Source organism: Denitrobacterium sp. (genome assembly GCF_056180635.1).
On record NZ_JAZZJS010000081.1, the window covers coordinates 34,969 to 55,274 of the forward strand.

The window sequence follows — 20,306 nt, forward strand, 5'->3', positions numbered from 1 at the left end:
CCAACTATGGTTACTAAAGAGACATTCAAGAGCGCATTCAAGGCGGCCTTGCCCGTTATGGCCGGGTATGTTGGCATTGGCGTGCCGTGCGGCATCATGGAAAGCTCGGTGGGCCTCAATGCCCTCATGGCGTTCATCGTGAGCATCACGTTCTATTCGGGTGCGGGCCAGTTCATGGTTTCCAGCATGTGGCTTGCGGGCAATCCCATCTCCGCCATCGTGGCATCCGTTTCCTTCGTGAACACGAGGCAGATGCTCTACTCCACGGCGTTCGCGCCGTATTTCTCGGGCGTACGCAAATGGCTCACGTTCCTCTTTTCGGCTACGGTTACCGACGAGAGCTTCGGAGTGAACATGGGGCTGTTCAGGCAGGGTGTCTGGCGTCCCGCGCAGGCCACGCTCGTCAACTTCCTCTGCATGTTCACGTGGGCCATTTCCAATGCGGTGGGCGTCCTCATCGGCGATGCGCTTTCCATTCCCACGGCTATCGCGTCGTTCGCCATGACGTCAATTTTCATTTGCCTGCTCGTAACGCAGAAATTCGACCGTACGAACGTCGTCGTGGTGGTAACCGCGTTTGCAGGCGTGTTCTTCTTCAAGCTAATCGGCCTTGCCGGAGCCGCGATTCTTCTTGGTGCTTGCCTGGGCGTTGTCTGCGGCATGCTGTTCCGTAGGTTCGGGGGTCATCGTGAGCTGGTCTGATTTCTTCTTCATTTACGGTCTGTGCCTCGTTGCGATCCTGCTGTGCCGCTGCGTTCCCATCTTCGCCTTGAAGGGCCGCGATCTGCCGCGTAACGTGCAGACGGCGCTGTTCCTCATTCCGCCTGCCGCGTTTGCAGCCCTCGTGGCGAACGACCTGCTGTCTCCTACGATGTTCGATGGGGGAGTCTGGCAAGGCGCTCTGCCCCTGCTTAGCGCCGCGGTTGTCGTGGTGGTTGCGTGGAAAACCCGCTCGTTGATATGGTGTGCCCTCGCTGGCGTTGCCGTATATGCGATACTTACTCTGCTGTAAGCAGCGTGTGTGGTGCCGCTAGTTTCAAACCGTTGGGGCGGTCGAAGCGCTGGGAGATAAGTCCAGCTCCCAAAACCTTCATAACCATAAACTGCTTCTTGCAGAACTACGGTCTGGGCGTTATACTTTTCAATCGCGTCTTTACCGGACATTCAGTTTTGAATTGCAAAAATAGAAGGACAATGAACAATGGATATCATTCGCGCTATTGAACAGCAGCAAATCAAGCAGGATCTTCCTGAGTTTCATGTGGGCGATACCGTAAAGGTGCACTATCGCATTACCGAGGGTAACCGCGAGCGTATCCAGGTTTTCCAGGGCGACGTTATCCGTCGTCATGGTGCAAGCAGCCGCGAGACCTTCACGGTCCGCAAGATTAGCTTCTCCATCGGTGTCGAGCGTACGTTCCCCGTGCACTCTCCCAAGATCGACAAGATCGAGGTTGTGCGTCATGGCGATGTTCGTCGCGCCAAGCTGTACTACCTGCGTGACAAGGTTGGCAAAGCTGCCAAGATCAAGGAAAAGGCATTCTAGGCTTACAGCCATCGGAATGATACAAAGGGGCCTGCTTGCAGGCCCCTTCTTTTATGTAAGGGTGCATTGATGAAGCATTATTTCCATACCGCACAGGATATCGTCGAGCGTCTTCGCGTTGCCGACGCATCGGAGCTCGCCACGCTCGAGCGTTCGCTTGCCGCCGATGGGCGCAAAACCGTGCAACGTGCTCTGGCGAGCGCGCGTCGTCGTATTGAAGCCGAACGTGCGGAACGGGAACGCGTCGAGGACATGTACGCCTTTCAGAGCGAGCTTGCGTCTGGTGGGGTGCTCGTAGGCCTCGACGAGGTTGGGCGAGGCCCCCTTGCGGGTCCGCTCACCGTTGGGGCGGTCGTGCTTCCGCCCGAGCCAATCATCTACGGGCTGAATGATTCCAAGCAGCTTACGCCGCAGCGCCGCGAGGAACTTGCGGCCCAGATTAAGGACCAGGCCATTGCTTGGTCCATCCAGCATATCCAACCGCGTGATATCGACGAGAATGGCATGACCGCTTCGTTGCGTGCTGCGTTTTCCGCCGCCGTACGCGCGGTCGAGGGCGCTGGCGTAGCGGTTGACGTGGTGCTTCTAGATGGCAATGCGCTGCATTTGGACGAGCGTGAAGTGAACGTGGTGAAGGGCGATGCCCGTTGCGCGAGCATTTCGGCTGCGTCGATCATCGCCAAGGTCGAACGTGATGCGCTCATGGTGGAGTACGCGAAGGAGTTTCCCGAGTACGGCTTCGATGGCAATAAGGGCTACGGCTCGGCGAATCATATCGAGGCAATCAAGCGTTTCGGCCTTACGCCCATCCATCGCGCCTCGTTCTGCACGTCGTTTGTGCAGGACTCGCTCTTCTAGCGGCTTTTCTGCATTCAATCTGCGACTTCCGTGCGACTCTGATGCGACTAATGTCGCATCGATTCGTTAGAGCCTATCCGTAAGGTTGACCCCAATAGAAAGGGGGTCCTATGGACAGGACGAATAGCGTCAGCCATGTGTATGGCGGAACCGAATCGAGTGCAGATGCCGAGCGCACATCGGGGCATAACTTCGAGCTGGGGAAGAAAGGCGAGGACGCCGCCGCGGCGTATCTTGAGCATCGCGGGTGCAGGGTAATCGAACGCAATTGGCGATGTCCCGCAGGTGAGGCCGATATTATCGCCCTCGACGAAGATGGCTTGCATTTCGTTGAGGTGAAGACGCGCATGAGCGAGCGCAGGGGTTTTCCAGCGGAAGCCGTCGACGAGAAGAAGCGCCAGAAATACGAGCGCATGGCCGAAATCTATATCTGCGATAGCGATATCGAGGACGACCTTGCTATCTATTTCGATATCATCTCGATTCTCGTGGGCGACAATAACCGTGCGTTTCTGCGTTACCATCGGAACGCCTACGGGCGCGATAGCGAGTGATGGCATGGCGCGGAAACAATGCACGGTGCAAAGCGCCACTATCGTTGGCGTGAAGGCAGTGCCCGTATCGGTTGAAGTGGCCATAACCAGCGGCATTCCCGGGTTTTCCATCGTTGGCATGCCTGATGCGGCCATTCAAGAAGCACGTGAACGCATTCGCTCGGCCATCAAGGCCTGCGGTTTCACGATGCCACGCGAAAAGGTCGTGGTGAACTTGGCGCCCGGATCGCTTCGGAAAACGGGGTCGGGGTTCGATTTGCCCATTGCCGTGGCGTTGCTGGCCGCAACGGGGCAGATACGTGCGGCCCCATTCGAGCGTGCGCTCATCGTGGGCGAGTTGTCGCTTGAGGGCGGGATTCGTGCCGTCCCGGGCCTGCTCGCGTATCTTCTATGCGCGCGTGAGATGAATCTCGAGCTTCTTTGCGCCGCTTCCGACGAAGCTGTTTTCCCCGAGAACTCCTGCGATGGGGTAGTGGTGGCGAAGCATCTTACGTCGTTTGCCACGGGTGAATTCGAGCATCCTTCGCGCACGCTTGGGGCGCCTGCGGGCAATTTGCCCGATTATGCCGACATCGGTGGTCATGTGCTCGAGAAACGCGCCATGCAAATCGCCGCGACGGGCAATCATGGCGTGTTGCTCATGGGGCCGCCCGGCTCGGGAAAGACGATGCTCGCATCGCGTCTGCCCAGCATTTTGCCGCCACTCAGCGAGCGTGAAATCATGGAGACCGCTTGCGTGCACTCCGTTGCGGGCGAAGACGTCTCTTCGATCTTGCGTGGCGTGCGCCCCTTTCGCGCGCCGCATCATTCCGCTACCATGGCTGGCTTGGTTGGGGGTGGAAAGCCCGTTAGGCCCGGAGAGCTCACGCTGGCTCATAATGGCGTTCTGTTTCTGGATGAGCTGGGGGAATTCTCTGGTCATGTATTGCAGTCGATTCGCCAGCCGCTCGAGTCGGGCGTTATCACCATCACGCGCGCAAATGGCAACGTCGATCTGCCTGCAAAGTTCATGCTCGTTGCGGCAAGCAATCCGTGCCCCTGCGGGTACTACGGCGACGAGAAGGTTGAATGCACATGCTCGCCGTCGCGCGTGAGCGACTACCAGAATCGAATAGGCGGTCCGCTTATCGATCGTATCGACATCTGTCTCGATGTATGGCGTAGCGAGTTCGACGACGTCGTGTCATCGGGGTCGAACCTCGATTCGAATACATTGCGCGAGGGCGTCGAAGCTGGTCGCGCATTTGCCTTCGAGCGGTGGAAGCGAAGCGACACGCCCATCATCCTCTCCACCCACGACATGATGCGCGTTTGCATGATGAATGGGGAAGCCGAGCGCTTCTTCAAGGGCATGGCCGAGGCGCATGTGCTTTCGGGGCGTGGCATTATGCGCGTGCTCTCCGTTGCGCGCACGATTGCCGATATCGAACAGAGCGAGCGTGTGACCTGCGATCACATTGCCGAATCGTTCAGCTTGCGCGTTCGTGCGCAGATAGGGGTCGCCGCATGAAAGATACGTTTACCGCCCCTACGCGAGCCGATGCCGTACGTGAGCAAAGGCGTTTGGGGTTCGGTGGCTACAAAGGCCCCAAGCTTGTGGGCGAGCGCACGGTGCTCGCTTCGTGCGATAGTCGCTTTCCTGCGCAACTTCGCTCCATTCCGAATCCGCCGGACGAGCTGTACGTAATTGGCAATGTCGAAGCCCTGTCGGACGGGCTTGCCATTGTGGGAGCGCGGAAGGCCACGCCGTATGGGCTGGCATGCGTCGACCTTTTTGGTGGGCTAGCAGCGCGGGCGGGCGTCACCATCGTGTCGGGTGGCGCATTGGGATGCGACTCGCGAGCCCATGAAGCCGCTTTGCGCGAAGGGGCCCTTACGGTTGCCGTGCTGGGCGGCGGGTGCGATCAAATCTATCCCGCACGCAATTACCGTCTCTTTCAGCGCATCATCGATGCAGGTGGCGCCGTACTATCTGAGCAGCCGTGGGATTTTCCCGCTGTGCCTTATGCGTTTCGCCTGCGCAACAGGCTTATTGCGGGGCTTGCACGCGCGACGCTCATCGTTGAGGCCGGGCTGCCTTCGGGAACGTTTTCCACGGCCGACGAAGCGCTCGGCGCTAATCGCGACGTGCTCGTGGTGCCCGGAGCCATTAGCTCGCCAACTTCGGCGGGGTCCAATCGCCTTCTGTACCAGGGCGCAACTCCCATCGTTGACGCCGAGTCGTTCGAAGACTACCTTGCGTCTTCGTTTGGCGTGCTTCGATATCCCGATTCGCCTGGTCCGTTATCCGCATCGCCCACGCATCGTAAGGCGCGCAGCAGCGATCCCGTATTCGATTCGTTACGTGCCGAGCCCATGCGTATGGATAAGCTTATTCGCGTCATGGCGGGGAAGAGCGGCACTGCATGCGACATGCGAGCACGCGTGCAACGGCGCGTGGCGGAGCTCGAGCGCGACGGGCTGGTGGCGCGCTATCCAGATGGTCGGTATGGCCCCAGTCGCGTAGATGCGCTTTAGCGTGGTGTATTCACTTCACGTAGAGTTTTCATTTGCGAGCGTTCCCGCATGGGGCGGCCGTATAATGTGGCCACTGAATTCAAATACGCGAAAGGTGCGCTATGGGTTACGTGAAGTGGAGTTTCGATACGCTCGATCGCTTTTGCGGGGATGTGTTCTCCGCATTCGGCTTCTCGAAGGAAGACGGCGACATCATCAAGGACGTCCTGCTGACGGCCGACCTGTTCGGCATCGAAAGCCATGGCATGCAGCGCATGGTGCGCTACCACAAGGGCATCGAAAAGGGAACCATCCATCCTCAGGAGAAGCCCGAAGTCGTGTTCGATACGCCCATCTCGGCAGTTATCGATGGTCATAATGGCATGGGCCAGCTCGTTTCCCATTTCGCTATGACCAAGGCCATCGAGAAGGCCAAGCAGTCGGGCGTTGGCATCGTCAGCGTTCGCAATTCGAACCACTACGGCATTGCGGGCTATTACGCGAAGATGGCCGTCGACGAAGGCCTGATGGGCTTCAGCTGCACGAACTCCGAGGCCATCATGGTTCCCACGTTCGCGCGCAAGGCCATGCTCGGCTCGAACCCCATCGCCATCGCCATGCCGGCCGATCCGTATCCGTTCTGGTTCGATAGCTCCACCTCGGTTGTTACGCGCGGCAAGCTGGAAATCTACAACAAGCGCGGCGAGGCCCTTCCCGCAGGTTGGGCGCTCGACGAGAATGGCAACCCCTGCTCGGAAGCTCCTCGCGTGCTGAAGAACATCGTCGAGAAGAATGGTGGCGGCATCATGCCCCTCGGCGGAAACACCGAAAAGCTGGGCAGCCACAAGGGCTACGGCTATGGCATGGTATGCGAACTTTTCAGCTCCATCCTGTCCATGGGCGTTTTCTCCAGCTCCTGCTGCACGTTCGAAGACAAGACGGGCATCTGCCACGGTTTCATGGCCATCAACCCTGCGTACTTTGGCGACCCCGATGCTATTCGCGCGCATCTCTCCGAGTTCATGGAAGAGCTTCGCAACGCTCCGAAGGCAGAAGGCGCCGAGCGCATTTACACGCACGGCGAAAAGGAAGTACTCGCCGAGCAGGAACGCCGCGAAAACGGCATTCCCGTTAACGACGGCACCATGGTGGAAATCGCCAACCTCTGCAATTACCTCGAGCTCGATTTCGCCTCGTATTTCCCTGGCTACGAACTGCCGAAGGACAGCACGTTCTTCTCCGGCAATTACTAAGATCTTCGGCTGAACGGTAGTCGCGTAGATGGCATATAGCGTCAACATCATCGGAGCGGGCCTTGCGGGAAGCGAGGCCGCTCTGTACCTTTCCCACCTGGGCTGCAACGTTACGCTCTTCGAGCAGCGTCCCGTGCGCACCACGCCCGTGCACACGGGCGATGCATGCGCCGAGCTGGTGTGCTCGAATTCGCTCAAGAGCATGAAGCCCGATAGCGCGGCCGGCATGCTGAAGTCCGAGCTCGCATCGCTTGGCTCGTTCGTATACGAAGCCGCGCTTCGGAATAAGGTTGCCGCAGGTGGGGCGCTTGCCGTAAACCGCGAAGACTTTTCGGCCGCGGTAACCGACGCCGTTCGGGGGAACGAGCGCATCACGGTAGTGCGCGGTGAGGTCGTTTCCATCAACGAAGATGGCTCGGTGCTCGTTTCGGGCAGTGAAGAGCCTTTGGGTTGCGGCTCCAATGCCGTCATCCTGGCTTCCGGCCCCCTCACCTCCGATGCGCTTGCCGCCTGGCTGTGCGGCATCACGGGAGAGGATACGCTCGCGTTCTACGATGCCGCCGCTCCCATCGTGCTGGCCGATTCGCTTGATATGAACTGCGTGTTTAGGCAGAGCCGCTACGAAGAGGGCGTGGGTGATTACCTGAACGCTCCGTTTTCGAAGGAGGAATACGAGCGCTTCGCCCACGAACTCGTGAACGCCGAGCGCGTCATTATGCGCGAGTTCGAGTCGCGTGACCTCTTCCAGGCGTGCCAGCCCATCGAGGAAATCGCACGCAAGGGCTTCGACGCGCCTCGTTTCGGCCCGCTGAAGCCCGTCGGGCTCACCGACCCCCGAACGGGCCGTCGCCCCTGGGCGGCGCTTCAGCTTCGCGCCGAAGACGCGCACGGTCAGAGCTTCAACCTCGTGGGTTTTCAGACGAACCTCACGTTTCCCGAACAAAAACGCGTGTTCCGCCTCATCCCTGGCTTGGAGAACGCTGAGTTCGTGCGCTACGGCGTAATGCATCGCAACACGTTCGTCGATGCGCCGCGCATCCTCGATGCGTCCCTGCGCGTTACGTCAAACCCGCTTTCGGTGCCGCTGTTCATGGCGGGCCAGGTTGCGGGCACCGAGGGCTATTGCGAGGCAATCCGCTCGGGTCTGCATGCGGCTCTCTCCGCGTATATGGCGCTCGCGGGCATCCCGTTCGTTCCGATGCCGGGGGATACGGCCTTCGGTGCGCTGCTTGCCTATGCATGCAATCCGGAAACGGCCGATTATCAGCCCATGCACGTGAACTTCGGTATCATGCCGCCGTTCCAGCAGCGCATCAGGAATAAGGGCGAGCGCTATGCGGCCTATGCCGAACGCGGCCGCGGTGCGCTCGTGTCGTATTGCGAGCAGTTACGTGCCGCAGGCGTGCCTTTGCGCGACGCAGTATCGGTAATGCCCGATGAAGAGGCAAACTCGTAAGCTATGGCTTCCACAACGAATTCTCCTGCCGATAGCGCGCGCAAATTGCCTGGCGATTTCGCAGAGCGCTTGGATGCCTATCTTGCATCGCTGCGGGTTGAGCAGAACGTGTCTGCGCACACCATTCGCAACTACCGTATCGACCTCGAGTCGTATGGGCGTTGGGCGGTTCGCGCCAAGGTGAAGCCCTGTGCGGTCACGCATAAGCAATTGCGCCGATACCTGGCCGACATGGATGCTGCTCGCTACGCACGCAGCACGGTGAACAGGCGCCTGAGCAGCCTGCGAGGCTTCTTCCGTTGGATGGTCATCAACGAATACGTCGAGTCGAACCCCGTGGACGTGATTCCCTCGGTTCGCTCCTCGAAACGCCTTCCGCATCGCATTCCCGCAGGTGATATGGCGCGGATCCTTTCCGTGCATGGTTCCATCGACAAGCAGGGCCATACGCGCCATCAAATGCCTTCGCAGCTTCGCGATCAGGCAATCCTAGAATTCCTGTACGCATGCGGCGCGCGTATCTCGGAGGCATCGAACCTGAGGCTCGAAGACATCGACTTCGAACAGGCTCAGGTGCGAATGCTGGGAAAGGGAAGCAAGGAGCGCATCGTGCCCTTGCACGAGCTCTCGCTGACCAGCTTGCGTGCGTACTTGGACTTCGGTCGTCCCGACCTGTTGGGCGACAAGCCCGACCCGGGGTACGTGTTCCTTTCCACACGCGGCAATCGCATGGGCACCGACGCCATGCGCAAGATGTTCGCCAAGACGCTTGTGGATGCTGGCGTCGATGCCCATTACACTCCGCATGACATGCGCCATACGTTCGCAACGGACGTGCTTGAAGGCGGTGCCGACCTCCGCAGCGTGCAGGAGATGCTCGGGCACGCGAGCCTTTCCACGACGCAGATCTACACGCATCTTTCGGTGGGGCGCCTGGCTGAAGTGCATAAGAGCGCTCACCCGCGTGGGTAGTACATGTGTTCGTATTCTAGCGATGCGGTAACAACTCTACCATTGTTTATCTGCGCCTTTACAATGGGCATAGCAAACTGGCTTTTTGTTAGGCGGTCCCATGTCGCAGAATTCCATCGTTATCAAAGGCGCGCGCGAGCATAACCTCAAGAACATCGACGTTACCATCCCGCGCGATAAGCTCGTCGTCATTACCGGTCTTTCCGGTTCGGGAAAAAGCTCCCTTGCATTCGATACCATCTATGCGGAAGGCCAGCGCCGTTACGTGGAAAGTCTTTCCAGCTACGCGCGCATGTTCCTCGGCCAGATGAACAAGCCCGACCTCGATAGCATCGACGGTCTTTCCCCGGCTGTTTCCATCGACCAGAAAACCACCAGCAAGAACCCGCGTTCCACCGTTGGCACGGTCACGGAAATCTACGACTACCTGCGACTTCTGTTCGCGCGCGTGGGCGTGCCCCATTGCCCCGAATGCGGCAGGGAAATCAAGAAGCAAACCACCGACCAGGTAACCGATGAAATCATCGCCCTGGGCGAAGGCATTCGCGCCCTCGTCATGGCCCCCATGGTCATCGGACGCAAAGGCGAATTCACCAAGCTCTTCCAAGACGTTCGCGCCGAGGGCTTTTCGCGCGTTCGCGTCGATGGCGAGGTCATGCGCCTCGATGGGGAAGAGGAAATCAAGCTCGACAAGAAGTTCAAGCACACCATCGAGGTGGTCGTCGACCGCGTGGTGCTGAAGGCGTCCGCTACCTCGCGTATCGCGGAAGCCGTCGAGGTGGCTACGCGCCTGGCAAATGGCCGCGTGATCATTCACGCCATCGATGGTCAGCAGGAAACCGACCATCTTTTCAGCTTGGCTCTGGCGTGTCCCGAACACGGCCACTCCATGGACGAGCTGCAGCCGCGCGATTTCAGCTTCAACGCGCCCTATGGCGCCTGCCCCGATTGCTCCGGCATCGGCAGCAGGGAGGAAATCGACCCCAGCCTCATCATTCCCGATCCATCCCTCACGCTGAACCAAGGCGTTGTTGCGCCTCTTTCCAGCGGAAATTACTATCCGCAGGTGCTTCGCGCCGTCGCCGCCCATCTGGGCTACGATGCCGATACCCCGTGGGAAGACTTCTCGCGCAAGGCGCAGCAGGCGTTCATGGAAGGCCTTCCTGCGAAGGAAAAGGTGCGCGTCGACTATCGCACGGTCGATGGGCGCGAAACGTACTGGTATATAGAATGGGAGGGCATCCGCGCTGCGGTCATGAACCGCTACAAGGAAGCAAGCAGCGACCGCCAGCGCGAAAAGTACGAGCGCTATTTCGCGGTGGTGCCCTGCGCCACATGCGGCGGCAAGCGTCTGAAGCCCGAAATCCTCGCGGTAACCGTAAACGGCAAGAACATCCACGAGGTGTGCGAGCTTTCCGCGCGCGACTCGCTCTCGTTCTTCAACTGCCTGCAGTTCGAGGGCCCCGATGCGCAAATCGCCAACCCCATCGTAAAGGAGATTCGCTCGCGTTTGCAGTTCCTGGTAGACGTGGGCCTCGACTACCTCACGCTCGAACGAGCAACGGCCACGCTTTCCGGCGGCGAAGCGCAGCGCATTCGCCTCGCCACGCAGATTGGCGCGGGCCTCATGGGCGTGCTCTACATTCTCGACGAGCCTTCCATTGGCTTGCACCAGCGCGATAACGAGCGCCTTATTGGCACGCTCGAGCATTTGCGCGATTTGGGGAACACCGTTGTCGTGGTCGAGCACGACGAGGACACCATCCGCCATGCCGACTACGTAATTGACATGGGTCCTGGCGCCGGCGAGCACGGCGGGGAAGTGGTGGCCTGCGGCACGCCCGCCCAGATCGTGCATTGCCCCGATTCCCTTACGGCCGCATACCTCACGGGCAAGCGCGAGATATCCGTTCCCGAAAAGCGCAGGAACCCCCGCCGCGGAAAGATCACCATTTCGGGTTGCCGCGAAAACAACTTGCGTGACCTTACGGTAAGCATTCCCATCGGCACGCTTACCGTCGTTACGGGCGTTTCCGGCTCTGGCAAGAGCTCGCTCATCACCGACACGCTCGCCCCGGCGCTTGCGAATCGCGTGAACCACGCGCATCGCAGCACGGGCGATTACCGCAAGATCACGGGAGTCGACAAGCTCGACAAGATAGTCGACATCGACCAGTCTCCCATCGGGCGCACGCCCCGTTCCAACCCCGCCACTTACGTGGGCCTATGGGACGACATTCGCAAGCTCATGGCCTCCACGCAGGAATCGAAGGCACGCGGCTATTCGCCTGGTCGCTTCAGCTTCAACGTCCCTGGTGGCCGCTGCGAGGCATGCAAGGGCGATGGCCAGGTGAAAATCGAAATGCACTTCCTGCCCGACGTGTACGTGCCGTGCGAGGTCTGCGGTGGCCAGCGCTACAACCGCGAAACGCTGCAGGTGCATTACCGTGGCAAGAACGTTTACGAGCTGCTCGACATGACGGTCGACGAAGCGCTCGAGTTCTTCGAGAACATCCCGCGCATTACCCGCAAGCTGCAAACGCTGCACGACGTTGGATTGGGCTACATTCGCCTTGGCCAGCCCGCCACCACGCTTTCCGGCGGCGAGGTTCAGCGCGTGAAGCTCTCGAGCGAGCTCCAGCGCGTTCAAACGGGCAAGACGTTCTACATTCTCGACGAGCCCACTACCGGCTTGCATTTCGAAGACGTCCGCCAGCTCATCGTGGTGCTCCAGCGCCTCGTCGATGCGGGAAACACGGTGCTCATCGTCGAGCACAATCTCGATGTAATCAAATGCGCCGACCACGTCATCGATTTGGGGCCCGAAGGCGGCGAACGAGGTGGCGGAATCGTATGCGAGGGCACTCCCGAAGACGTCGCTTCGTGTTATGAAAGTCATACCGGTCGTTTTCTCGCCGATATGCTTTCGTAACGGCTATAATCGTGGGCTATGGATCAAAGCTCCCGAGAAAAATTCGCCCTGATAGTGTTCCTTGCGCTGATCGTTGTCGTGATCAGCGGCGGTATTTGGTATATCAACGTAGGCCATAACTGGAACACGGCTGCAACCACTATCGACGACGCAACTGGTTCCATGGAGGGGTATACCGCCATCGTGTTCGATGGCGTCGATATCCCCACCGTGGAAGAGGCGAATGCCACCACCGCGCCCGTAACGCGCAATAGCGTTATCACCAGCTATCGGGAAAAGAACGCCACGGTCGTGAGCCTCGACCTCATCAACACGGCGCTCTACGACGAGGGCATCATCGTGAAGGCAGGCTCGAAGCGCATTGGCGTTCTCTGCGTCGATTCGCTCGAAGACGCAAGCCTGTACCAGAACGCCATCCGCGCGTTCGAACGCCAGGAAGTCGACTTCGTCATCTGCATCACGCCCGATAAGCAGCTTCTTTCCTGCAGTTCCGCGGGCGTGAGCGGTATCGATATCGTCATCTCCACGCAGCACAACACCAGCAACGCGTTTGACGGCACGTTGGGGAGCGCCTATTGCGTCGACTCTCCGTGCGTGGGCAAAATCGGCGTGATTCTCATCTCTCCTAGCAACGTCGTGTCCTCCAAAGTCGTTTCGTAAACGCTTTTGTTTCTGCAACGTTAATAATTCGTTAAATCCTCGTTTCACTCTATCACGCGAAAGTGCCGCCGTATAATTGGCCGAGTTGGCAATCGCACTAAGGAGGTAACCTTGAGTTACACGCAGCAAGTTATCGATATGGTGAAGGCGAAGGACGCCGACCAGCCGGAATTCATCCAGGCTGTCACCGAAGTCCTCACCTCTCTCCAGCCCGTCATCGACGCTCATCCCGAGTATCAGAAGAAGGCTCTGCTCGAGCGCATCGTCGAGCCCGAGCGCGTCGTCATGTTCCGCGTTCCCTGGGAAGACGACGAGGGCAACATCCATGTGAACCGCGGCTTCCGCATCCAGTTCAACAGCGCTCTGGGGCCCTACAAGGGCGGCCTGCGTCTGCATCCCTCGGTTAACCTCTCCATCCTGAAGTTCCTCGGCTTCGAGCAGATCTTCAAGAACAGCCTCACCACGCTGCCCATGGGCGGCGGCAAGGGCGGTTCCGACTTCGACCCGAAGGGCAAGTCCGACCGCGAGGTCATGCGCTTCTGCCAGAGCTTCATGACGGAACTCTGCCGTCACATTGGCCCCGACACCGACGTCCCCGCTGGCGACATCGGCACGGGTGCTCGTGAAATCGGCTACATGTTCGGCCAGTACAAGCGCATCCGCGACGAATGGTCCAGCGTTCTCACCGGCAAGGGCCTTTCCTTCGGCGGTTCCCTGGCTCGCACCGAAGCCACCGGCTATGGCCTGGTGTACTTCGTGCAGGAATTCCTGAACTGCAACGACGACAGCTTCGAGGGCAAGACGGTTACCATCTCCGGTTCCGGCAACGTTGCCATCTACGCTGCCGAAAAGGCTCAGCAGCTGGGCGCCACCGTCGTCACGCTGTCCGACTCCACCGGCTGGATCCACGCTCCCCAGGGCATCGATATCGCTCTGTTGAAGCAGATCAAGGAAGTCGAGCGCGCTCGCATCAGCGAGTACGCCAAGCGCGCCGAGGGCGTGGAGTACCACGAGGGCCGCGGCGTTTGGCAGATCCCCTGCGACATCGCGCTTCCCTGCGCTACGCAGAACGAGCTGTTCATCGAGGATGCCAAGCAGCTCGCCGCTAACGGCTGCAAGGTCGTTGCCGAGGGTGCCAACATGCCCACCACGATGGACGCAACCAACTTCCTCATCGAAAACGGCGTGACCTTCATGCCCGGCAAGGCCGCTAACGCCGGTGGCGTTGCCACCTCCGGCCTGGAGATGAGCCAGAACCACGAGCATCTGTCCTGGACGTTCGAAGAGGTCGACGAGAAGCTGCACGGCATCATGAAGAGCATCTTCCACGCTGCCGACGACGCTGCTCGCGAGTACGGCTTCGAAGGCAACTACGTTGTTGGCGCCAACATCGCCGGCTTCAAGAAGATTGCCGACGCCATGATTGCCCAGGGTCTCGTGTAGTTCCCAGCTATCAGGCAACATCTTCGATGCTTTTAAGCCGCGGGGCCTTTTTGGCTCCGCGGCTTTCGTTATACTTGCCCCATGGATAACGAGCGCATCGAAATCATCAAACGCCAGCTTGACGAAGTACCCACCCTGCCGGGGGTCTACCTATGGAAAGACGAAGATGGCCAGGTCATATATGTGGGCAAGGCAAAGCAGCTTCGCGCGCGCATGCGCCAGTACGTCAATTTCCAAGACGATCGCGCTAAAATCCCGCTGCTCGTCGACCAGATTCGCTCGTTCGAATACATCGTCGTCGACAACGAGTACGAAAGCCTCGTGCTGGAAAAGAACCTCATCGACCAGTATGCGCCGTTCTTCAACGCCGACTTCAAAGACGACAAGAGCTATCCGTTCATCGCGCTCACCAAGGGAGATACGTTTCCCGCCATCAAGTTCACGCGCGAGAAGCATAAGCCGGAAACGCAGTATTTCGGGCCCTATACCGATAGCAAGGCCGCGCGTCGCATGATCGAAATCGCGCGCAAGGTAGTTCCCATCTGCGCAGCTTCGTGCGCGCAATGGCGTGCGATGAGCCGCGAAATCGAAAAGTCAGGTCTTCAAGATTATCTGTCTGAACAGCGCAAGCCTTGCTTCGACTGCCATGTGGGCATTGGGCCGGGCGCGTGCTGCGGCAAGATCACGCCCGAAGCGTATGCGGAAAACGTGCGTCGCGTCGAGCGCTTTCTGCGTGGCAATCATGCGGAGTTCATTTCCGAGCTGAAAGAGGATATGGGGATTGCCGCTTCCGAACTCGATTTCGAGAAGGCGGGGCGCATCAAGGAGCGCATCGAGGTTATCGAGCGCCTTACCGACAAGCAGCATGCCGTTATGGCGCATGACGTCAATGCCGACGTCATCGGCTTCTACCGCGAGGAAACCATCGCGGGCGTCCACGTGCTCATGGTGCGCGAGGGAAGGGTCATCAACGGGAACGAGTTCGTGCTCGACAAGGGCAAGAACGTTCCCGACCAGGATATTCTGCACTTCTTCTTGCTGCGCTACTACAGCGTGACGGAATCCATCCCGCGCGAGGTGATAGTTGCGCAGATGCCCGAAGACCAGCCGACGATGGAAGACTGGCTCACCAACCGTCTTGCCAGCAAGTTCGGCGCGCGCGTTCGATTCGTCGTTCCCGAGCGCGGCGAGAAGCGAGATCTGCTGGAAATGGCGCAGGTCAACGCGAAGCACACGCTCATGCGCTACAAGGTGCGCACGAATTACGAAGACAAGCGCATCAACGAGGCGCTCACGCAGCTCGAAAGCGCGCTCGCGCTCGACGCGCCGCCCATGCGCATCGAATGCTTCGACATCTCAACGCTTCATGGCACGTACACCGTTGCCTCGATGGTGGTATTCACCGACGGAAAGCCCGACAAGAGCCAGTACCGCCGTTTCAAGATTCGCGCCGAACTCGACGAGGCGAACGACTTCGTCTCGATGCAGGAGGTGCTGGGTCGCCGCTATTCGCCCGAGCGCATGGCCGACGAACGCTTCGGACGCAAGCCCGACCTGCTCATTCTCGACGGTGGCAAGCCGCAGCTTTCGGCTGCCATGGAACAGCTGGGCGGCATGGGCGTCGACATCCCCATGGCCGGCCTGGCCAAGCGCGACGAGGAGCTGTTCGTGCCCTGGCAAGACACGGGACCGGTGGTTCTGCCCAGCGGGTCGGCATCGCTGTACCTGGTGAAGCAGGTGCGCGACGAATCGCATCGCTTCGCCATCACGTTCCACCGCGAGCTTCGCGGCAAGGGCATGACCACGAGCATTCTCGACGAAGTGCCCGGCGTTGGCCCCGTGCGCAAGAAGGCGCTGCTGAAGGCCATGGGTGGTTTCCGCAAGCTGCGTGATGCCAGCCTGCAGGACATTTTGGATGCTCATGTTGTGCCGGATGACGTCGCACGCGAGGTGTACGCTGTCTTGCGGCAGTATAATGGCACGCAAGAGAAGAATTCGATTGAAGTCGCTGGTCATTCTTCCGTAGGCGAGGGGGAATAGCATATATGCCTAGCAATGACGCGCAGCAAACGCAAACGCCCAATGCCACGCCCGATTTGGTGGTCATCACCGGCATGAGCGGGGCAGGGCGCACCGAGGCGATGCACACGTTCGAGGACATGAACTACTTCTGCATCGACAACCTTCCTCCCGCGCTTCTCATGTCGCTCGTCACTTCCGACAGCATCCCCAGCCAGGATGGCGCATCGGGGAAGCTCGCCGTGGTGTGCGATGCGCGCAACCGCAACTATTTCCGCGAGCTTACGCGCGAACTGGGCCGTTTGCGCGACGCTGGAATCAATTACTCGATCATCTTCCTCGACGCGTCCGACGAGGCCATTCTCGCGCGCTACAAGGCGTCGCGTCGCCGTCACCCGATGTGCGTCGACAACAAGACCACCATTTCGCAGGGCATCGAAATGGAACGCGAGCTCACGCAGGAACTGCGCGTGAGCGCCGATGCCATCATCGACACGTCGAACTTGCGTCCCATTGCCCTGCGCGAGCGCATTCGCGCGCTGTTCGCGCATGAAACGCCCCGCGAGGGCATGAGCGTCGTCGTGTATTCGTTCGGCTTCAAGCACGGCTCGGCCGCTGATGCCGACATCCTCATCGATGTGCGCTTCTTGCCCAACCCCTATTACGACCCCGAAATGCGCCACCTTACCGGCCTCGACGACAAGGTGCGCACGTTCGTGATGGGGCGTTCCGAAACGAAGGAATTCATGGTGCGCTGGACGGCACTGCTCGACTGCGTCATGCCTGGCTACGTATCGGAAGGCAAGCAGCAGCTCGCCATTGGCGTAGGCTGCACGGGTGGTCAGCATCGCAGCGTCGCCATCGCCGAGGCAACTGGAGCGTACCTGCATAAATGCGGTTATCACGTGCATGTTTCCCACCGCGACCTCTCGCGCGCCGACACGGGCGCGAATGACAAGAGCGGGGAGGGGAAGTAATGGCGAATTCCGCATTCAGGCAAGATCCATCCGCAACCGGCTCGTTCGACAAGATTCGCGGCATTGAACCCGTCGTGGGCAATGCCCAGCCCGCTCACGCCGTGGTCATCGGCGGCGGAACCGGTGCGCCCGTCTCCATTCGCACGCTCGTTTCCATGGGCGTGCGCACGTCTGCCGTTGTGGCCATGGCCGATGATGGCGGTTCCACGGGCGCGTTGCGCGAGGTCGCGAACGTCACGCCTCCGGGCGATATCCGCAAGTGCCTCGTGGCCTTTGCCGAAAACCCGCACGACCCCCTTACACGCGCGTTCAAATATCGTTTCGAACTCGCGAACAACCATGCGCTGGGCAACCTGCTCATCACCGCGCTCGAGGATGCCACGGGTTCATTTCCCGAGGCCATCCACATTTGCGAGGAGCTGCTGCATGCCAAGGGGCATGTGTATCCGTCTACGCTCGACAAGGTCACGCTGTGCGGGCGCACGCTCGATGGGCGCGTTATCGAGGGCCAAGCCAACATCTCGCATTCTCGCACCGCCATCGAAAGCGTGTGGCTGAAGGCGCCCTATACGGGCACGCCGTATCCTGCCGCCATCAAGGCAATCTGCGAAGCCGACCTCATCGTGCTCGGCCCCGGTTCGCTGTTCACGTCCATCATCCCGAACCTGCTCATCCCGGGCGTGCTCGAGGCTATTCGCAGCTCGCGCGCGAAGACGGTGTTCGTGTGCAGCGTGGCCGATTTCCAGGGTGAGACCTGGGGCTTTTCCGCCGAGGAACACGTGCGCGCCCTGCAGGACCACGGCATGGCCGGCCTGCTCGACTACGTGCTGGTGCATACTCCGGTGCAGCTGCGCCCCGGCGGGCACGAGCCCGGCAGCTTCAACCAGGTGGCACGCGAAGATGCGCTCCAGAACGACTTCGACGGCGCGAGCCGCGTGCGCTCCGTGCCCATCACCTACGATGCCGCGTACCGCATTCAGGAAAGCGGCCCCGTGGTGATCGCGCGCGATTTCGTCGACCCGGCGCATCCCACCATTCACAATCCCATTGCTCTACGCGACGCCTTAACGGGGGTGCTCAAGCTTTGTCGTTCACCGCAGATGTAAAGGAAGAACTCTCACGCGTTCCACCGGTTTGCTCCCATTGCGAACGTGCCACGCTCGCGGCGCTCATCCGCATGGAGGGCTCGCTGTTTCTGGCTGGCTCGGGCCGCTTTCGCATCGAAGTCGATACCGATTCGCCTTCCGTGGCGCGCCTTCTCGTGAAGCTATTGCATGAGATCTACGGCCTGAAAACCGATTGGACGGTTCGCAGGAGCGTGCTGCACAAGACGCCGAACTACCTCATCGAAGTACCCATGCAGAAGGGGCTGCCCGAAGCCATGAAGGACATGGGCGTGCTCACGTCGGGCGGCTTCGATCGCGGCGTGTACCCGAAGCTCGTCGAAAAGCGCTGCTGCGCGGCGGCGTATTTGCGTGGGGCGTTTCTGGGTAGCGGGTTCATCGCGAACCCCAAGGGCGACTTTCACTTCGAGATGTCCGTCGAGTCGGAAGACTTGGCAACGGGCCTGGTGGAGCTCATGTCGGAGCGCGACATCTCCGCGAAGATCATGCAGCGCCGCAGCAATTACATCGTGTACATGAAAAGCGGTTCTGCCATTTCGGCGTTTCTGGCCGTCGTCGGCGCGCATCAGAGCGCGCTTGCGATGGAGAACGTGCGCGTCATCAAGAGCGTGCGCAACGACGTGAACCGGCGCGTGAACGCCGAACTCGCCAACCAGCAGAAGGCAACCGAAGCCAGCATGGAGCAGATCATGGCCATTCATGCCGTGGTCGACCATTACGGCCTGGAGAGCCTCCCACCTGCTCTTCAAGAATTCATCAAACTTCGCGTGTCCCACCCGGATGCCACGTTGAAGGAGTTGGGCGAATACGCCGACCCGCCACTGTCCAAATCCGCCGTATACCATCGCGTTCGTCGAATCGAGCAGCTTGCCGCGCAGGTTGAGCGGTAAATGCGTTATAGTATCCACGGCGCGACCTGCGTGTTGTGCCTGAATAGTATCGAGAGATAAGGAGTGCCTAATGGCAACGAGGGTAGCGATCAACGGGTTTGGCCGTATTGGACGCCTGGTCTTCCGTGCGATGGCAAAAGACCCCGCTTTGGAAGTGGTCGCGGTTAACGATCCCGGTTCCGTGGAGGCTATGGTCCACCTTCTGAAGTACGATTCCATTCATGGACGCGATTTCGAATCGGTAGAAGCCACCGAAGATGGTTTCATTGCAGACGGCAAGAGCGTTAAGGTTTTCTCCGACCGCAATCCTTCCAACCTGCCCTGGGGCGAGCTGGACATCGACATCGTCGTTGAGTCAACGGGCGTGTTCCGCGATCGCGCGGGCGCTCAGAAGCACATCGACGCCGGCGCCAAGAAGGTCCTCATCACCGCTCCCGGCAAAGATGAAGACATCACCATCGTCATGGGCGTGAACGACCACCTGTACGACCCCGCCGTTCACAACATCGTCAGCAACGCATCTTGCACCACCAACTGCCTCGCGCCGTTCGCCAAGGTCCTGCTCGACAACTTCGGCATTAAGCGCGGCTACATGAACACCATTCATGCCTACACGAACGACCAGAAGATTCTCGACCTTCCTCATAAGGACCTTCGTCGTGCCCGTGCCGCGGCCATGTCGATCATCCCCACCACCACGGGTGCCGCCCGCGCCGTTTCCCTGGTTCTCCCCGAACTCAAGGGCAAGCTCGACGGCTTCGCAACGCGCGTGCCCATCCCCGACGGCTCCATGGTCGACCTCACCGTCGAACTGGAGAAGACGGTTACGAAGGAAGAAATCAACGCTGCCATGAAGGCTGCCGCCGAAGGCCCGCTGAAGGGCATCCTGGAGTACAGCGAAGAGCCGCTGGTCTCCATCGACATCGTGCACAACAGCCACTCCTCTATCTTCGATAGCGGCCTCACCATGGTCATGGGTGGCGAGAGCAACCTCGTTAAGTGCGTAAGCTGGTACGACAACGAGTGGGGCTACTCCAACCGCGTTAAGGACCTCGCGAAGATCCTGCTCTAAGGTCTTTTGTCATCACGGCCGGAACATGCATGCTTGCGCTGCGGTTCCGGCCTT

General features: G+C 59.8%; 18 protein-coding genes. All 18 read left to right on the plus strand.

Features of this window, described 5'->3' with window-relative positions; translation table 11 throughout:
* Window positions 1–6: 6 nt before the first annotated feature.
* The 18 genes from AC04P6_RS07780 to gap all read left to right on the plus strand — a co-directional run bounded on the left by AC04P6_RS07780 (window position 7) and on the right by gap (window position 20,252).
* A complete protein-coding gene (locus tag AC04P6_RS07780) occupies window positions 7–702 on the plus strand; it encodes an AzlC family ABC transporter permease (protein ID WP_475566054.1) in 696 nt (231 codons plus the stop codon).
* Window positions 689–1,012, plus strand: coding sequence for an AzlD domain-containing protein (locus AC04P6_RS07785; protein ID WP_475566055.1), 324 nt, complete (start codon window positions 689–691; stop codon window positions 1,010–1,012). The genes AC04P6_RS07780 and AC04P6_RS07785 overlap by 14 nt, the downstream gene beginning before the upstream one ends.
* Window positions 1,013–1,201: 189 nt before the next feature.
* Complete coding sequence (gene rplS / locus AC04P6_RS07790; RefSeq protein WP_475566056.1) at window positions 1,202–1,546, plus strand: 50S ribosomal protein L19; 345 nt, start codon at window positions 1,202–1,204, stop codon at window positions 1,544–1,546.
* Window positions 1,547–1,615: 69 nt separating this feature from the next.
* On the plus strand, window positions 1,616–2,404 hold the full coding sequence (locus AC04P6_RS07795) for a ribonuclease HII (protein WP_475566057.1): 789 nt from the start codon (window positions 1,616–1,618) through the stop codon (window positions 2,402–2,404).
* Between the two features lie 110 nt (window positions 2,405–2,514).
* Window positions 2,515–2,958, plus strand: coding sequence for a YraN family protein (locus AC04P6_RS07800; RefSeq protein WP_475566058.1), 444 nt, complete (start codon window positions 2,515–2,517; stop codon window positions 2,956–2,958).
* Window positions 2,959–2,962: 4 nt separating this feature from the next.
* Complete coding sequence (locus tag AC04P6_RS07805) at window positions 2,963–4,468, plus strand: YifB family Mg chelatase-like AAA ATPase (protein WP_475566059.1); 1,506 nt, start codon at window positions 2,963–2,965, stop codon at window positions 4,466–4,468.
* Window positions 4,465–5,475 (plus strand): DNA-processing protein DprA, encoded by a 1,011-nt coding sequence (gene dprA / locus AC04P6_RS07810; RefSeq protein ID WP_475566060.1) that lies wholly within the window; start codon window positions 4,465–4,467, stop codon window positions 5,473–5,475. Before AC04P6_RS07805 ends, dprA begins: the two co-directional genes overlap by 4 nt.
* Window positions 5,476–5,576: 101 nt before the next feature.
* Window positions 5,577–6,707, plus strand: a complete 1,131-nt coding sequence (locus AC04P6_RS07815) for an Ldh family oxidoreductase (RefSeq protein ID WP_475566061.1) — start codon at window positions 5,577–5,579, stop codon at window positions 6,705–6,707.
* A gap of 28 nt (window positions 6,708–6,735) precedes the next feature.
* Window positions 6,736–8,163, plus strand: a complete 1,428-nt coding sequence (gene trmFO, locus AC04P6_RS07820) for a methylenetetrahydrofolate--tRNA-(uracil(54)-C(5))-methyltransferase (FADH(2)-oxidizing) TrmFO (RefSeq protein WP_475566062.1) — start codon at window positions 6,736–6,738, stop codon at window positions 8,161–8,163.
* A gap of 3 nt (window positions 8,164–8,166) precedes the next feature.
* Window positions 8,167–9,135, plus strand: coding sequence for a tyrosine recombinase XerC (locus AC04P6_RS07825; RefSeq protein ID WP_475566063.1), 969 nt, complete (start codon window positions 8,167–8,169; stop codon window positions 9,133–9,135).
* 100 nt (window positions 9,136–9,235) lie between these two features.
* Window positions 9,236–12,067, plus strand: a complete 2,832-nt coding sequence (uvrA, locus tag AC04P6_RS07830) for an excinuclease ABC subunit UvrA (RefSeq protein WP_475566064.1) — start codon at window positions 9,236–9,238, stop codon at window positions 12,065–12,067.
* A gap of 54 nt (window positions 12,068–12,121) precedes the next feature.
* Window positions 12,122–12,727: a hypothetical protein gene (locus tag AC04P6_RS07835; protein WP_475566065.1), complete on the plus strand. Its 606-nt coding sequence runs from the start codon at window positions 12,122–12,124 to the stop codon at window positions 12,725–12,727.
* 138 nt (window positions 12,728–12,865) lie between these two features.
* Window positions 12,866–14,170, plus strand: coding sequence for an NADP-specific glutamate dehydrogenase (gene gdhA, locus AC04P6_RS07840; protein WP_475566090.1), 1,305 nt, complete (start codon window positions 12,866–12,868; stop codon window positions 14,168–14,170).
* Between the two features lie 81 nt (window positions 14,171–14,251).
* The gene (uvrC, locus tag AC04P6_RS07845; protein WP_475566066.1) at window positions 14,252–16,210 is read left to right on the plus strand and encodes an excinuclease ABC subunit UvrC; all 1,959 of its coding nucleotides are present in this window, start codon (window positions 14,252–14,254) and stop codon (window positions 16,208–16,210) included.
* Window positions 16,211–16,215: 5 nt separating this feature from the next.
* Window positions 16,216–17,166 carry an RNase adapter RapZ gene (gene rapZ, locus AC04P6_RS07850; protein ID WP_475566067.1) on the plus strand — a complete coding sequence of 317 codons (951 nt, stop codon included), beginning with the start codon at window positions 16,216–16,218 and terminating at the stop codon, window positions 17,164–17,166.
* Window positions 17,166–18,272, plus strand: coding sequence for a gluconeogenesis factor YvcK family protein (locus AC04P6_RS07855; protein WP_475566068.1), 1,107 nt, complete (start codon window positions 17,166–17,168; stop codon window positions 18,270–18,272). Before rapZ ends, AC04P6_RS07855 begins: the two co-directional genes overlap by 1 nt.
* Window positions 18,251–19,180 carry a DNA-binding protein WhiA gene (gene whiA / locus AC04P6_RS07860; RefSeq protein WP_475566069.1) on the plus strand — a complete coding sequence of 310 codons (930 nt, stop codon included), beginning with the start codon at window positions 18,251–18,253 and terminating at the stop codon, window positions 19,178–19,180. The genes AC04P6_RS07855 and whiA overlap by 22 nt, the downstream gene beginning before the upstream one ends.
* A 70-nt stretch (window positions 19,181–19,250) precedes the next feature.
* Complete coding sequence (gene gap, locus AC04P6_RS07865; protein WP_475566070.1) at window positions 19,251–20,252, plus strand: type I glyceraldehyde-3-phosphate dehydrogenase; 1,002 nt, start codon at window positions 19,251–19,253, stop codon at window positions 20,250–20,252.
* The last annotated feature ends 54 nt before the right edge of the window (window positions 20,253–20,306 follow it).